We start from the raw sequence: 15,040 nt of genomic DNA, 5'->3' as shown, positions 1-15,040 counted from the left end.
ACACCGTGCGTCCACACAGCAGCCTTGGCGGATTGGCACCCGCCGAGTTTACGAGCCGCCCCCGCCAAGGGCATAGGGACACCGAAGCTAACTTATCGGCGGCCTGAAAACGGGGAGCAGGTCACGGTGCGCTACCTTGGAATCGACGTGGAGGACGCGCTCGCCCTCGCCGAGAATACCGAGATCTGAACCCGACGGCGCCCGTTCCCGGTGGGAGCCGGATACGGGCGCTCGAGACTCACCATCGCTCGCACGCGAAATATTGACGGGCACCTTCTGACGGAAGCTGAAGTGCTGGCATCCAATCAGCCAAATGGCTCGGGCGGCGCCAGCGAACCGTCCTGGCTTCGTCGCCAGGGCCCAGCGTCAATGGCTAACAGCTTCGGCAAGATCGGGTGAGGACATGGCCAGCTGACGAAGCTTTGAACATGCTCCAGGGGCTTGTGCGATTTCGGCTTCTTCGAAAATGCCGGCGAGCAAATCGGCGATTTCGTCGGCGCGATCGGCTCCCTGCAGCACGGGCACAAGATCCACGACCGCCCTGATCTTCCAAGCTAGCGCACTTTGCTCCGTCGCCAAGGCTGCAGCCTGCTTCAGCAAGTCGATAGCTGCATCTGTGCGGCCCTGCAGGCGCAAGACGGCCGCCTTGGTTCGCAAGAGCTCGGGCATGGCGAAGCGTTCGCCGTTCGCGTCGCAGCGTCCCATGGTGTTGTCGATGAGTTGATCCGCTTCCCGAACGCGATTGTCGATCAGCAGTGCTCGGGCAAGCGCGATCGAGAACGGCGTCGTCAACAGCTCGTACCGCGCAGCGCGCAGGCGAGCCAGGCTGTCCTCCAGCAGCTCGATGGTGCCGCCGGGGCGTCCCTCCAAAAGAGCGAGCTCTCCGCGGAAACCGGCTGCGGCCGCCACATAGGGCGCCAATGCGTTGCTCTCGGCGCAATGCGCGAATGCGTCCAGGTCTGCCTTGGCCGCGTCAACGTCCTCCATCCAACTATGAACGGCAAACGACCAGATTAACGCGATGCATTGCGTGACGGGATAATCCAGCCTGGAGGCGATGCGAACCGCTTGGCGCGCCATCTCCTCGGCCTGCGTTGCATCGCCCGCCAGCCACAATACCCGGGCAAGCGCGATCATGGACCTGTTCCGATGATCGAAACCATAATGAATTGTCCGGCTGCGCACCGACTGCGGGCTCCGGGCAAGCGACATCTCCAGCTCGTACCGGGCACGGGCCTGGTCTCCGGCGAGATGGTGGGAAATGCCCGACAGCGAGTAGGCTAGGCCAATCGCTTCGTCTTTCCCAAGTTCTTCCGCGATGGTCACGGCACGGCGGGCATATCCCATCGCCACCGCATATTCGCCGATCCGCTCGTGGAAAATGTGGAGGCGGCCCAGCATCCGCAGCTGGTTCCATCGATCATCCAACGCCGTAGCGATTGTCAGCGCGCGGGTGAGGGCGCCGCCCGCCGAGTCGCTGTTTCCGCGGGTGAACATCAAGGCGATGCCGAGTGCCCCCTGTAGTTCAAGCTCGATCGCAGCGCCTCGGTGCATGTCGTCGAGCGCGTCGACCGCATGTTCGCACCAGGTACGGCATTCGATCAGATGCGAGAAGGTGAGGAAGACCGGCGCGCTCGCGGCTGCAAGTCGAACCGCGAGGCGGCTGTCGCCCGTAGAGCCAAAGCTCCACCCAAGGGCACTGCGGATGTTGCCAAGCTGCTGACGAAGCTGGCGGTCGTCGCCGTCCAGCTCCCCCTGTCCGGCAGCCGCCTCGAGTTCGGACAGGAAGAAGGCCGCGTGACGCCTGGCCACCGCGTTGAACGGTGCCGCGCCCAAGGCAAGGAGCTTTTGCCGCGCATGAGCGCGTGTCATTTCCAGCAAGCGGTAGGTTCCGGCATCACGGATGCGACTCGGCGCGATCAGCGACTTGGCAGCAAGCGCTTCGACGGCCTCGACGACCTGATCCCCGCTGATATCCTCGTCCGCAATCACCGCGAGCGCCGCGTCCAAGGAAAATGGGCCCACGAACACCGAGAGGCGCGCGAGAACTTGCTGCTCCACCGCCGTGAGCAGGTCGTAGCTCCAGTCCAGGGTGGCCTGCAGCGTCTGCTGGCGAGGAAGCGCGGTCCGTCGGCCAGGCCAGGCCAGGCTGAAGCGCTCGCCCAGCTGCCTGGCTGTTGCCGCGATCCCGTGGGTGGCCGCGCGAACAGCGGCCAGCTCGATGGGAAGCGCCATGCCACCCAGCCGGCCGCACATCTCCCCGATGAGCCGCAGCGACTCGTCGTCGATCGTAAGGGTGCTGTCCGCCGCACCAGCGCGCTCGCAGAACAGCTGTACGGCGGGGAAGGCCAGCAGTTCATGGTGCAGGAGCCCGGCCAGCGCCTCGGGAAAGCCAAGTGCATCGAGGCGGTGCACGTTCTCCCCGCGGATGCGCAGCGGTTCTCGCGATGTGGCAAGCACCCGGACATGCGGTGCGCTTCCGAGAAGACGCTCGACCAGCCGGGCAGCGGGTTCGATGACGTGTTCGCAATTGTCGAGGATCAGCAAGAAGGGCGCACTGCCAAGGTGCCCGAGGATGACCGCGAAGGGATCGTCACTCTGAACCTGCAGGCCCATTGCGCCGGCGACCATGGAAGGTACGAGAGAAGGATTCTCCAGCATGGCGAGGTCGACAAAGGCAAGGCGGTTCCGGAACGAAGCCGCCAGCCGGTGGCCGATCGCCAACGCCACCGACGTCTTACCGACCCCGCCGGCACCCACGATGGTGAACAGCTGGGTCGTCGCGATACGCGCCTCGAGCAGCTCGATATCGTGCTCTCGCCCGATCAGATGCGCGAGGGGCGGGGGAAGATTGTTCGGCGCAGCCGGCGCCGGCTGGCCGACGCGGGGATGCAGGCCAAGTTCGTCGACAGCAATCGACTCCGAGCGGACCTCTCGCTCTACCGGCGCCACGAATGCGTAGCCGACACCGACCTGCGTCGCGATATAGCGGGCCCCATCCACACCGTCGCCCAGCAACTTGCGAAGACCTGCCATATGGAAGCGGACGCTGCCGTCCTCGACGACGACGTCGGACCACACGCGTTTGAGCAACTCTCGCTTGGACAAGACACGCCCCGGCTGCTCCGTCAGTACGACGAGCAGATCGAACGAACGTCCGCCGATTTCCACCGGCAAGCCATCACGCGTCAGCAAGCGTTCTCGCGGCGAAAGCATGAAGGGCCCAAAGTACAGCCGCTCGTGGCCGGCTTCCGAAACACTTGTCATGAAACCTGCCACCACTCGCGGAAGTCAGCTGGTTGCCCGGCGCATCCTCCCGTCTCCCGCAAGGCAAAGCGCGGCATGCAGAAACTCTCTAAACCGGCCTTCACGCACTTCATGCCGGCAGGATAATACAGCCCCGCTCGTTCTTGAACCACCGTTCCATCATTTCTGATTGATCGCCGCGAATCTCAACCGAAGGTGAAGACATAGGCGCGGATGCCCGGCCGATCGAAGGTAATGCGGATCGTGCGGTCGCGAACGGGCCCTGCCTGGCGAACCAGTTGGTAGAGCCTGTCCTCCACCACTTGCCCCCGCCCCTGCGCGTCTACGTCGACGCCATGGTCGGCGCCCGGCGCCTCGCCATCTATCGTGATGCGGAAGGCGACCGGCTTGCCGTCCGGGCTGCCGCCAAGAACCAGATGCGCGTCGCGCGCACGGAAGTGAAAACGCACGCTGCCCGTGCTGCCAAGCGTCGCGAACTCGCTGCCGATCGTCCAGGTGCCGGCGAAGTCCCAGCTATTCAGTCCCAGGTCCGCCGCTGGCGCATAGCGTGCTGGTCGATCCCTTTGGATGCCGCCTGGAGAGCCGAACGCCGCAGCCTTGGCGTAGCCGAGATATGATTCGGGAGAAGCGAGGTCCTTCCAGTCCGCCTGCGCCTCGATTCCCGTCGGGCGAATCGGCGCAAGGGGAAGCGTAGCGATATCCTGTCCAGCCTCCGCCAGCAGCTTGCGGATCAGTTGCTCGGTATCGGCATAATTCCCCTCGCCGACGCGATAACCGCGTACACGACCCTCCGCGTCGAGGATGTAGAAGCCCGGCCACCCTTCATTTCCGAAATCCCGCCAAAGGGCGAAGTCATTATCCTGGACCGTCGGATAACGAACGCCCAGCTGGCGCAGTGCGAGCCGCACATTTGCTGGATCATGCTCGAACGCAAACTCCGGGGCATGTACCCCCACCACGACCAGGCCCTTGCCGCCATATTGCGTCTGCCACGCCTTCAGATACGGCAGCGCCCGCAAGGAATTGATGCACGAATAGGTCCAGAAGTTCACCAGAATGACCTTCCCGCGGAGCGAGGGCGGACGACCGCTGACCGGCGTGAGCCACGGCTTGGCGCTGCTGAGCACTTGGTCGAGCCTCCCGGTCGGTTGGGGCGGCGTGGGGGAAATCGCCCTGCGCGCGAAAGGTGTGGATCGGGCCGGAACCAGACCCACGGCCTCGCCCAAGCAGATTGCGGTCGTTGCGCTGCCGGCGAGGATGGCAACGCCGATGAAGCCTAGGGAGCGCGTTCTGATCATGGTGCAAGCCTTCGGAGGAGGACCGGGGGTGCCGATCGGCCGGGCACTTAGGTAGCGTACTTGCCGGAATGGTCACGTTAGTCGGGCGCGCCCCGCCGTTAGTTGGTGAAAGCGGGTCGCCCCGAGCGCGGGATCGCATCGCGAATGGGCTGCGGCTCGCGCACGCTAACGCCACATCATTCTACCTAACGCGCCTCTTTCGGCAGCGGCTCTATCGTCCGGGCAATTGCAGCCAGACTGAGGAGACGCCCGGTGCGTGCAGACCTACCCCCATCCCGCCGACAATTTGTGGTCGGCACGGCGCTCGCAGCGGCGTTGAGCGCCATTCCGGCAGCGGCGCGCAAGCAGGCGGGCTCGACCATCCGTCCGTTCAGGATCTCGGTTCCGACAGCGGACATCGCAGCAATGAAGCAACGCATCCTCGACACTCGCTGGGCGGACGCGCAGCCCGCTTCCGATGACAGCGAGGGCCTGCGGCGGCAGACCCTCGAGCCGCTCCTCCGATACTGGGCGACCGGATATGACTGGCGAAAGGTGGAGGCACAGCTGAATGCGCTGCCGACGTTCATGACCGAAATCGACGGTCTGGACATCCATTTCCTGCACGTCCGCTCGAAGCAGGAAAACGCCATGCCGATGATCCTGACGCATGGCTGGCCGGGCTCGATCCTCGAGTTCCTGCGGGTGATCGGCCCGCTGACCGATCCGACCGCCCATGGCGGCAAGGCGGAAGATGCCTTCCATCTCGTCATCCCGTCGATTCCAGGCTTCGGCTTTTCGGAGAAGCCGACGACCGTCGGTTGGGGTTCGGATCATATCGGCCGCGCCTGGTCGGTGTTGATGCGCCGGCTCGGGTATAACCGCTACGTCAGCCAAGGCGGCGACTGCGGTTCGGTTATTTCGCAGCGTATGGCGCTCCAGCACGTGCCGGGCCTGATCGGCATCCACCTGAACATGCCCGCGGTCGTGCCCGCTGACATTGCGAAGATCCTGGCTGCGGGGGACCCGGCGCCGACGAACCTTACGGCAAAGGAACGGGGCGCCTTCGATCAGCTCGAAGCCTTCAACCGCGACAATGCGGCTTATGCGGCGATGATGAACACTCGGCCGCAGACGATCGGCTACGCGCTGGTGGACTCGCCGGTCGGCATGGCGGCGTGGATGTATGAGAAGATCGCGCAATGGGCCTATCCGGCGGGCGCCCCCGAGCGCGTGCTGGGGCGCGATGCGATCCTGGACGACCTTTCACTCTACTGGTTGACCCGTACCGGTGCGTCTGCCGCCCGGATTTACTGGGAAGATCACAGCAACAATTTCAACGCGCGCGGCGTGATCGACCTGCCGGTCGCCGTCTCGGTCTTCCCGGGAGAGATCTTCCGTGCGCCGAAGAGCTGGGCGACGCGCTGCTACAGCAACCTCTTCTACTTCAACGAAGCGCCCGATGGCGGTCACTTTGCCGCGTGGGAGAAGCCGCTGGTCTTTGCCGAGGAAGTCCGCGCCGCCTTTCGCCCGCTGCGCTGATCCTCCGCCTCTTTGCCACTGACCAAGAAAGGAAGACAGCATGTCTGATGCCAAGACTCTCTACACCGCGAAGGTGCACGTAACCGGGGGCCGCGAGGGCAGTGCCACCAGCGACGACGGTCGCCTGGCGCTCAAGCTGGCAACTCCGGGAAGCCCGGGGCAAGGCACGAACCCCGAACAGCTGTTCGCTGCCGGCTGGTCCGCCTGTTTCGAGGGCGCGATGGCGATCGCGGCCAAGGCCAAGGGCGTTTCCCTGCCGGCCGATCTCGCGATCGACGCCGAAGTCGAACTGCGACACGGCGAAGACGGCTTTGCGCTGGCAGCGCGTCTTAACGTCCATGTTCCCGGAGTAGAACGGGAGACGGCGCGGCAGCTGATTGAGGCCGCGCATCGCACCTGCCCCTATTCCAAAGCCATCAAAGGCAATATCGACGCCGTCGTGGCGTTGGCCTGATCGGCAGCAACACCAGGAGATCAACGATGCGCAACTTACTTCGCGGCGCACTGGCGCTTGCGGCGGCGGGCCTGCTCGCCCCGTTGGCGCAGGCTCAAGACACAAAGCCTACGATTGTTCTCGTACATGGCGCGTTTGCCGACTCGTCCAGCTGGAACGGCGTTATCCCGATCCTGGAGCGCGACGGGTACAAGGTCATCGCAGCACCGAACCCGCTGCGCGGCGTTCGAGCGGATGCCGATGTGGTGGCGGACCTCCTCAAGAGCATCGACGGCCCGGTCGTGCTTGTCGGCCATTCCTATGGAGGATCGGTGATCAGCGAGGCGGGTGAAGGCCGATCGAACGTGAAGGCGCTCGTCTTCGTGGCGGCGTTCGCGCCGGACGAGGGCGAAACAGCGCTGGCGCTTACCAGCAAGTTCCCCGGCAGCACGCTAAGCCCGACGCTCGCGCCGCCCGTGAATCTCACGGGGGGCGGCAAGGATCTCTACATCCTGCAAGCCCGGTTTCACGATCAATTCGCCGCCGACGTGCCTGCAAGCGCTGCGGCGCTGATGGCTGCCGGCCAGCGCCCAATCGCACAGGCTGCGCTCTCGGAAGCCTCAACGGCACCAGCGTGGAAGGCGCTGCCCTCGTGGTTCATCTACGGCGACCAGGACAGGAACATCCCGCCTGCCGCGATGGCGTTCATGGCGCAGCGGGCGCACGCACGCGCTGCTGTGGTCGTCAAGGGCGCGTCCCACGTCGTGATGGTGTCTCATGCGCCGGAGGTCGCCCGCCTGATCGAGCAGGCGGCGACTGCCCATTGACGCACATGGTGCCCGTGTTCTGCACGGGCACCAAGACCTTGTCGCGGCGGCATCACCGGCGCGGTGCCGGCGCAGGCCCGCTCACCTCCCTAGAAGTCCGTCGAAGTGCTCAGTGCACGCCAGGCTCGGAGCTCCGCCAGCCGCGCCTCGTCGATCTGCTCGGCGCGCGCATAGGCATCGGATCCGAGCACCAGCCGTATCGGCGGCTGCGACGCGTCCGCCAGCGTCAGAATGGCCTGTGCCGCCTTTTCAGGGCTGCCGGGCTGTTTGCCGTCATAGGCGCGTTGCATTTCCGCGGTGCGACCGACCGTTTCGGCATAGGCTGGATTGCCCGCGACGATCTGGGTCGATAGGCCTGCGAAGTCGGTGCGGAAGCCACCCGGCTCGACGATCGTGACATGGACGCCGAACGGCGCCATTTCGATCGCAAGGACCTCCGAGAAGCCCTCCACGCCGAATTTCGCGGCGGAATAGGGCGCACGCCCCGTTGCACCAGCGCGCCCGCCGATGGAGGAAAACTGGATGAAATGCCCGCTTCCTTGCGCGCGGAAGTGGGGGATCGCTGCCTTGCTCATGAAGATCGTGCCGAACAGGTTCGTCTCGATTTGAGCGCGGAAGTCATCAATCGACGTGTCCTCGATCGGTGCGACATTGCCGTAGCCCGCATTGTTCACGAGCAGATCGAGCCGCCCGAAGCGTTCCCTTGCGGCGTCCACGACGTTCCCCGCCGCAGCGGGATCCGTGACATCGAGCGGCAGCGCCAGAATGTTGTCGCCGCCGCGATCCACCAGGTCATCGAGCGCCGCGACGCTTCGTGCCGTCGCCACGAGCCGATCTCCGGCATCGATCACGGCTTCGGCCAATGCTCGACCCAGGCCGCGGGAACAGCCGGTGATGAGCCAAGTACGCATGAGAACCTCCTGAACTAGCTTGCTTCTATGCCCGCGCGACCCGCACTCATTCGGCATAGTGGGTGAAGACGAGATCGGCCGCCGGATCGAGTGTCCGGAGCTTTTGATGGCATTCAAAGCAGGAACGCGGGATGGATGCGTCCACCGAGGGGCGGCCGCCTTCGAACTGGCCATATCCCCAGCCGCCTGTGGCTGCGTAGCGCTTGGCGTCCTTCACGCTGATCTGCACGTTGGTCGGCGTGCCAGCGACGAAGGACTGCGGCGCGGGGAAGACCTTGTCGTTCTGCGGTGAAGACTGATAGCGCCATGCCAGCCGCACCAGAACGGCGCCGTCGGGAAAGGGCCGCCTTCCGCTGCGAAAGGCGCGTACGGCGACATCGTTGCCCAGAATAGCTCGAATGTCGTTGTTCTTGCCCCTCTCCTGCGCCACGCTGATCAACTTCCAGTCGCGATAGCCGCTCGGCAGATTCACCACGGAGAGAGACGGTCCCGCATCCTGCCTTGAGCGCGCCGCCGAGACTGCACAGAGGCCGAAGGCTGCGGTAGACAAGGCCAGGGCGCCCAGGCAGACCTGATGGAACGTCGGTTGCTTGCGGCATATCATCTGCTTCTCATCCCGCCATCGCGAAGGCATCGAGCACTGCCTTGGCAAAAGCCTCGGGCGCTTCCTGCGGAAGATTGTGGCCAATACCGCCCGAGACCAGCCGGTGTTCGTACCGCCCCGTGAAACGAGCCCGATAGGCAGAGGGGTCCGGGTGGGGTGCACCGTTGGCGTCGCCTTCCATCGTGATGGTCGGAATGGCGATTGGCGGAGCGGCTGCGAGCTTTGCTTCGAGAGCGTCGTATCTGGCTTCGCCTTCCGCAAGCCCCAGCCGCCAGCGATAGTTGTGGATGACGATCGCCACATGGTCAGGGTTGGCGAAGGAAGCGGCCGACCTCGCGAAGGTGGCATCGTCGAACTTCCATTGCGGAGAGGCCAACTGCCAGATCTGCTTGTTGAACGCGGCGGTATTGGCTGCGTAGCCCAGCTTTCCCCGCTCCGTTGCGAAATAGAATTGATACCACCACTGGAGTTCCGCGGCCGGCGGCAGCGGTTTGGCGTTGGCAGCCTGGCTGCCGATCAGATAGCCGCTTACCGAAACAAGCGCGGTGCAGCGCTCCGGCCACAGCGCGGCCATGATATCCGCCGTGCGCGCACCCCAGTCGAACCCGGCCACCACGGCACGCTTGATCCCGAGCGCGTCCATCAAAGCGAGGCCGTCCACGGCGAGGGCCGCCTGCTGGGCATTGCGCACGGTGACGGCGGAAAGGAAGGTTGTCGTGCCATGACCCCGCAAGTGGGGCACGATGACACGGTGGCCCTTCGCCGCCAGCAATGGCGCCACCGCCTCGAACGCATGGATATCGTAGGGCCAGCCGTGGAGCAGCAGAATCGGCGGCCCGTTTCGGGGGCCCAGGTCGACATAGCCGATGTTGAGCACGCCGGCATCGACCTGCTGCACGGGGACCATCGACGTGGCTGCTGCTGGTGCGAATATCCTGGCAGTCGCCCGCGCGGCGGTGCTGCCCGCGGCGAGCGTTGCTGCAACAGCCGCGGCGACCTGCACGAAGTCCCGGCGACGAAGGTCGGTGGTTGCGGAATGGGCGTTCATGAAGGATGCCTCCATCGATCCTGAGGGGAGGCCCGGCTATGCGCCCGATCTCTCGCGGGCGCCCGTTAGGCGTTGTGATACCGTGCGAGCGCCTCTGTCGAGTCCTCGCCGCAACCGCTTTCGGCGCGCTAACGAGAACCAACCGACGCGATACCTCTCGGCAGCGGGATCATCGTGGCGCAGAGATTGTATTCGGCCTTTCAGCGCCGCCCAGTTCAGCCACTCGCACGAGGTCGACCGCACGTGTCTCTCGCAATGCTGCTGTGGCGAGGACGACGAGGGTATAGGACATGGCGACGTACAAGCCGATGGCGTGGGCATAGCCGAGGGCGGCAACACTGGTGCCGACCGCGACCGGCGTGGCCCCCGCAAGGCCGCGACCCATATTATAGCAGAAGCCCAGGCCCGAGCCGCGCAGGGCAGTCGGATAGGACTCGGTCAAGACGGGCCCGAGGGCGCTGTAGAGCCCCAGCGCAAACAGGCCGAGCGCCGCGGTCAGCAGGAGCAGTGCGGCGTCCGACAGGCTTAGTTGCGTTGCCGCCAGCGCCACGACCGCCCCGGCGGCTGCGAAACTCACGAGCGTTGCCCGGCGGCCGACTCTGTCGCTGAGCCACGCCGCGAGAAGATAGCCAAGGAACGAGCCGCCGACGAGGACGGCCATATGCAGGGTGGTGGCGGGGGGGGAAAGGCCTCGTTCGAGCCGCAGCATGGTTGGCCACCACGTGGCAATGGCCCAGTATCCACCGTGGGTGCCGGTGGCCAAAGCACAGCCTTTCAACGTCTTCCATCGCGCATCGCGGCCAAAGATGCGGTACCAGGGGAGAGGCGCATCGCCTGCCGGGAAGATCGGCGGCTCGATCATGCGCGTTCGAAGGCCCGCAATCGCGAGGGCGGGCAACAGCCCGACGAATAAGACGATCCGCCAGGCGATCGCCGGCGGCACGAGCGCCAAGGCAATAGACGTCGTGGCCGCTGCGAGCCCCCACCCGACGGCCCAGGCGCTCTGGAGACTCCCGAGGGTGCGGCCGCGGGTAGTTCGCGGCGCGATTTCGCTGATGAACACGACGCCGACGCTCCACTCGGCCCCAAAGCCGAAGCCCTGGACCAGTCGGGCGAGGAGAAGCTGGTCGTAGGTCTGCGCCAGTCCGCACAACGCGCTCGATATGCCAAGCCAGAGGATGGTGATGCGCAGCACCGCGATGCGCCCAATCCGGTCCGATACCGAACCCGCCAACCAGCCGCCGATCGACCCCGATGCCAGGGCCGCGGAAGCGAGCATCCCTGCCCTTGTCGGCGAGATGCTCCACAGGAACGAAAGGGCGGGGAGGAGGAATGCAACGACCTGAACGCTCATGGCATCAATGCTGAACCCCGCGAAGGTGGTCCAAAATGCCTTGCGCGCGAGCGGATCGACAGATCGATACGAATGCGAGGCGGTCACGCGATTCCCTCGTCCCACTGCCTCAGGACAGCGCCGCGCTCGCCGGGTACGAGCGCGAGCCGCCGGGTGATGGAGATTTTCTCCAGGAAGGTATCGTCGTGACTGACCACAAGCAGTGCACCGTCATAGGCGTGGAGCGCATCTTCAATCGCTTGGATGGAGTCGAGATCGAGGTGGTTGGTAGGTTCGTCCAGGATCAGCAACTGTGGCGGCGTGGGCCCGCCAAGGCGGCATGCTATCCCCGCCCGCAACATCTGCCCGCCGCTAAGCGTGCCGACGATCTGAAGCGCGGCGTCTGCGCGAAATAGAAAGCCCGCGAGCACGGCGCGACATGCATTTTCGTCCGCATCCGGGTTGAGGCGCCGAAAATTGTCGAGGATCGATGCCGCCGGATCGAGGAACGACACATGCTGGTCTATGACGGCGCTGGGAACCTGGAGACACACATGGCCGGCAGTTGGCGGCTGCTCGCCCGCGATCAGTTTCAGCAGCGTGCTTTTGCCGGCGCCATTCACGCCGGTGATGGCGATGCGCTCGGGGCCCACGATGTGCATGTCGAGGTGCTGGAACAGCGGACGGTCGGGTTCGTACTCCGCGCATACATCGTGCAGCTCCAGCACCGCACGCTCCGCATGCAACCCAGTGTGCGGCAGAACGACCGACAGTTCCTGCAGGACCTCGATGCGCGCCCGCGCAGCCGCTACCGCATCGGCGGCGTCATCGACGAGCCTTTCCGTGAGGCGTTTGCCGCTTCCGCCGCTTGCTTCGGCGGCATTCTTGCGCGCACCCATAAGGATGCGGGGCATGTCGCCTCGCGCAGCCTTCCGTGATCCCGCTGCGTCGCGGCGCAGCTTTCGCTCCATGGCCATTTGGGCTTTGCGCTTTGCCGCCGTCTGCTGCTTTTGGGCATGCGCAAGATCCGCTTCCGCCGCCTCCAGTTCTACAGCCTTGCGTTCGCGATAGCGGGTCCAGTTGCCGCCATAGCGCGTCGCACCCAGCGTGGTCAGCTCGATGATGGCGTCCATGCCGTCCAGAAGGGCACGGTCGTGGCTCACCACCAAAAGACCCGCGGTCCAGCCTTCGACGAGCCTGCGGACGGCGTTCCGGCCAGCGCGGTCGAGATTGTTCGTCGGCTCGTCGAGCAGGAGGAAGTCGGGCGCATCGAAAATGGCCGCGGCAAGGGCGGCCCGGGTGCGCTGCCCGCCCGAAAGCGAGGCGACTGTGGTAGAAGCGCTGGCGTCCAGGTCGACGCGCGACAGCGCGCCGCGGACCCGCTCCTCGAGCGTCCAGTCGGCATCGGCGAGTTCATCGATGGCGGCGGTTCCATCTTCGGCACGTCGCAGGATGCGCAATGCGTCGCTGATCCCGAACAGGTCGGCAATGGTCTCGGTCGCCGACGTGCGGATCGCCTGCCGCATCAGGCGGACGCGGCCATCGACGACGAGGGTACCAGAGCGTGGTCGTAGATCCCCGGACAGGAGGTGGAGCAGGGTCGACTTGCCGACGCCGTTGCGTCCGACCAGGCCCACGCGCTCGCAGGACAGATGCAGGTCGATCCCCGTCAAGACCGGCCGTTCGTCTGGGGTCGCCCAATGGAGCGCCGATGCGCTAATCGAGGGCATGGACAGGACCTCCGACATTCTTGAAACGACACGGTATCGTGCAGATAATAGCAGGATCGATGCTATGCAATGCGAATGTCGGAGGGAGACCTTGCTGTGACGAAAGCTGGCGGTCGGCCCACCAAGGCGCAAGCTGCGGCGCGCGACGAGGCGTTGCTCGACGCTGCACGCCGATTGTTCTCCGAGCGCGGGTATGCCGGCACGTCCATCGATCAGGTCGCCGCGACGCTCGGGTGGTCGAAGCACACAGTCTACAACCGCCATGCGGGCAAGCTTCCTTTGCTCGAGGCAGTTGTGGATCGAGACGTAGGCAGGTTCATCGCTGCTCTTGAAGACGCTGGACAAGGAACCGATCCGCTGGCGTCGCTCCGGGCGATGGCGCGCACGTATTTCGTTTTCTCCGCCTCGCCGGGATACGCAGCGCTCTACGCGGCGATTGCGCTCGAGGCAGCCAACTCGGCACATCTTCGGGAGCGATTGCGGGCATGGGCTGCGGCTGCCCTTAAGCCAATGCTTGATGCAATCGAGCAAGTCGCTCAACTTGCCCGTTGGCAAAAACATGGTGTCGATGAAGCTTGTCAGCTTCTGGTTGATCTCCTGGACGGAGAGGCCAGCAGGGCTAAGTGGGACGGTATCGTGGGAGATCATCTCGAACAGCGGTTCGAGCGCCGATGGGAGATTTTTCGGCGCATGATGTTCGACGACCTTGATGACGACCGGGGGGCTGAACGACAGCGCTGATGCCGAGCGGCTGACGCCGGGCGCGTGGCAAGTTCTCTCAGAAGCTGCCGTTCATGGTTGGACTATCGAACGACCGGATCTGGTCGGTAGAGGTCGCTCATCCGGCTTGAAGACGTGGCGCAAAGCTGCTGATGACCCAATTTAGCCAAGACAACGATGCAGACCGAACCATTTTCTTCAAAATATTTCTAAAACACCCTACTTATATTGAACGAGAATGTGGTTGTCGTAGGCGTATAGTCCTTCTTCGCCACAGAACGGGTAAATCCGACGTTGATTGCTGTCGCAGGGTCCAGGCTGACACTCCCACTGGCTCCCAGTCTAAGCGTCTGTTGCCGGTTGTCCTGCGCGACACCGTTGAATTTTGTGGTTCCACCATGAGCATAAACTGCGTCTAAGGACAGCCAAGCGCCATTGCCAACGTCGTGACTGATGTGACCGTCGACGCCGACCAGGGCTCTTTGCTGCAGCCTGCCGTCACCTCGGTACTTGTCGTTGACCGTAAACAACTGGACATTACCATTCACGGCAAAGAGCGCACGCCGGCCGAGGTACTTCCCGTACGAGACCTGGGGCTTCAGCATCCAGCGATTCTTGCCGATGTTAAGAAGACTCCCCGCATCATAGGCGCCAGTCGGAGCCGTCACGCCGATTGACCCCGTGAGATAAGCTGACGGCTGCCAAGCGGCGAACTCCCGGCGCGTCAGCGCAGGCGCGCCCGAGATGTTCATGACGAAAACGGCGTTCACATCTCCCAGGCCCTCGCTGTGGGTCTGAAGGTTTGTGCCATCAAGACGTGCGGTCACGAAGCCGTAGGGTACGATGAGTTGGACGGCCGCCGCTCGGCCAGCGATGCCGAAAGAACGCGCATAGCGCGCTATGGGCACATGCGCGTCCACAGACACGCCTTCGATGGGTAGCGAAAGATCGACCGAAGCCTCTGTGTTTGAATAGGTGTAGTAGAGGAACAGGATGTTCGTATCGACTGGAACATTCTCCCAGTCCCTGGCGCCCTGAGCGAAGGCGGGTTCCGACACCATGATCAGCCCACCGGCTAGGAGGATCGCGAACGCGGCTTTGTGCTTGCTCACAGTCGCTATGAACCGCGCCGGGTTTGCCGGAGGCCATTAGATGTGAGTCACGCCGCCATAACGATCTGCTCAGCGGCAGCATAGTAGTTCGCTTCGGCTTCGGCAGGCAGGATGTTGCCGATGGGCTCGAGGAGCCGGCGATGGTTGAACCAATCGACCCATTCGAGGGTGGCGTATTCGACGGCTTCGAAGCTGCGCCATGGGCCGCGTCGATGGATGACTTCAGCCTTGTACAG

Annotated in this window: 12 protein-coding genes and 2 pseudogenes; 5 read left to right on the top strand and 9 right to left on the bottom strand. The window is 64.3% G+C overall.

Annotation, left to right across the window (positions count from 1 at the left end):
* A pseudogene (locus tag CA234_RS25090) lies at nt 1-189 on the top strand (hypothetical protein); the annotation flags it as partial.
* Between the two features lie 177 nt (nt 190-366).
* Here the strand turns inward: CA234_RS25090 and CA234_RS23175 are convergent.
* Nucleotides 367-3,279 carry a winged helix-turn-helix domain-containing protein gene (locus CA234_RS23175; protein WP_241213662.1) on the bottom strand — a complete coding sequence of 971 codons (2,913 nt, stop codon included), beginning with the start codon at nt 3,277-3,279 and terminating at the stop codon, nt 367-369.
* Nucleotides 3,280-3,452: 173 nt separating this feature from the next.
* On the bottom strand, nt 3,453-4,493 hold the full coding sequence (locus CA234_RS23170) for a thioredoxin-like domain-containing protein (RefSeq protein ID WP_241213661.1): 1,041 nt from the start codon (nt 4,491-4,493) through the stop codon (nt 3,453-3,455).
* Nucleotides 4,494-4,853: 360 nt separating this feature from the next.
* Between CA234_RS23170 and CA234_RS23165 the strand changes: the two genes are divergently transcribed.
* From CA234_RS23165 to CA234_RS23155, 3 genes are read left to right on the top strand one after another with little or no spacing between them, the layout of a single operon-like run.
* Nucleotides 4,854-6,086 carry an epoxide hydrolase family protein gene (locus CA234_RS23165; protein WP_342449857.1) on the top strand — a complete coding sequence of 411 codons (1,233 nt, stop codon included), beginning with the start codon at nt 4,854-4,856 and terminating at the stop codon, nt 6,084-6,086.
* A gap of 40 nt (nt 6,087-6,126) precedes the next feature.
* Complete coding sequence (locus CA234_RS23160; protein ID WP_125978239.1) at nt 6,127-6,540, top strand: organic hydroperoxide resistance protein; 414 nt, start codon at nt 6,127-6,129, stop codon at nt 6,538-6,540.
* A gap of 26 nt (nt 6,541-6,566) precedes the next feature.
* Nucleotides 6,567-7,346 (top strand): alpha/beta hydrolase, encoded by a 780-nt coding sequence (locus CA234_RS23155; RefSeq protein ID WP_125978237.1) that lies wholly within the window; start codon nt 6,567-6,569, stop codon nt 7,344-7,346.
* 89 nt (nt 7,347-7,435) lie between these two features.
* Here the strand turns inward: CA234_RS23155 and CA234_RS23150 are convergent, their stop codons facing one another.
* From CA234_RS23150 to CA234_RS23130, 5 genes are all read right to left on the bottom strand, one after another.
* A complete protein-coding gene (locus CA234_RS23150) occupies nt 7,436-8,257 on the bottom strand; it encodes an oxidoreductase (RefSeq protein ID WP_241213660.1) in 822 nt (273 codons plus the stop codon).
* Between the two features lie 46 nt (nt 8,258-8,303).
* Nucleotides 8,304-8,861: a cytochrome P460 family protein gene (locus CA234_RS23145; protein WP_125978233.1), complete on the bottom strand. Its 558-nt coding sequence runs from the start codon at nt 8,859-8,861 to the stop codon at nt 8,304-8,306.
* A 7-nt stretch (nt 8,862-8,868) separates the two neighbouring features.
* Nucleotides 8,869-9,909 carry an alpha/beta hydrolase gene (locus CA234_RS23140; protein ID WP_125978231.1) on the bottom strand — a complete coding sequence of 347 codons (1,041 nt, stop codon included), beginning with the start codon at nt 9,907-9,909 and terminating at the stop codon, nt 8,869-8,871.
* Between the two features lie 169 nt (nt 9,910-10,078).
* On the bottom strand, nt 10,079-11,350 hold the full coding sequence (locus CA234_RS23135; protein ID WP_125978229.1) for an MFS transporter: 1,272 nt from the start codon (nt 11,348-11,350) through the stop codon (nt 10,079-10,081).
* Nucleotides 11,347-12,972: an ABC-F family ATP-binding cassette domain-containing protein gene (locus CA234_RS23130; protein WP_125978247.1), complete on the bottom strand. Its 1,626-nt coding sequence runs from the start codon at nt 12,970-12,972 to the stop codon at nt 11,347-11,349. Before CA234_RS23130 ends, CA234_RS23135 begins: the two co-directional genes overlap by 4 nt.
* Before the next feature lie 96 nt (nt 12,973-13,068).
* Between CA234_RS23130 and CA234_RS23125 the strand changes: the two genes are divergently transcribed.
* Nucleotides 13,069-13,713, top strand: coding sequence for a TetR/AcrR family transcriptional regulator (locus tag CA234_RS23125; RefSeq protein WP_164521921.1), 645 nt, complete (start codon nt 13,069-13,071; stop codon nt 13,711-13,713).
* Between the two features lie 188 nt (nt 13,714-13,901).
* Here the strand turns inward: CA234_RS23125 and CA234_RS23120 are convergent, their stop codons facing one another.
* Complete coding sequence (locus CA234_RS23120) at nt 13,902-14,804, bottom strand: transporter (protein ID WP_206431287.1); 903 nt, start codon at nt 14,802-14,804, stop codon at nt 13,902-13,904.
* Nucleotides 14,805-14,851: 47 nt separating this feature from the next.
* Nucleotides 14,852-15,040, bottom strand: a pseudogene (locus CA234_RS23115) (IS3 family transposase); the annotation flags it as partial.

Origin of the sequence: Sphingomonas sp. ABOLE (genome assembly GCF_003950455.1) — a bacterium.
GTDB lineage: Bacteria > Pseudomonadota > Alphaproteobacteria > Sphingomonadales > Sphingomonadaceae > Sphingomonas > Sphingomonas trueperi.
This window is presented reverse-complemented; position numbering and strand designations above follow the sequence as displayed.

Coding starts and splice junctions, on each gene's coding strand:
- CA234_RS23130 (WP_125978247.1), bottom strand. CDS start 12,972: ATGCCCTCGATTAGCGCATCGGCGCTCCATTGGGCGACCCCAGACGAA.
- CA234_RS23150 (WP_241213660.1), bottom strand. CDS start 8,257: ATGCGTACTTGGCTCATCACCGGCTGTTCCCGCGGCCTGGGTCGAGCA.
- CA234_RS23160 (WP_125978239.1), top strand. CDS start 6,127: ATGTCTGATGCCAAGACTCTCTACACCGCGAAGGTGCACGTAACCGGG.
- CA234_RS23155 (WP_125978237.1), top strand. CDS start 6,567: ATGCGCAACTTACTTCGCGGCGCACTGGCGCTTGCGGCGGCGGGCCTG.
- CA234_RS23145 (WP_125978233.1), bottom strand. CDS start 8,861: ATGATATGCCGCAAGCAACCGACGTTCCATCAGGTCTGCCTGGGCGCC.
- CA234_RS23140 (WP_125978231.1), bottom strand. CDS start 9,909: ATGAACGCCCATTCCGCAACCACCGACCTTCGTCGCCGGGACTTCGTG.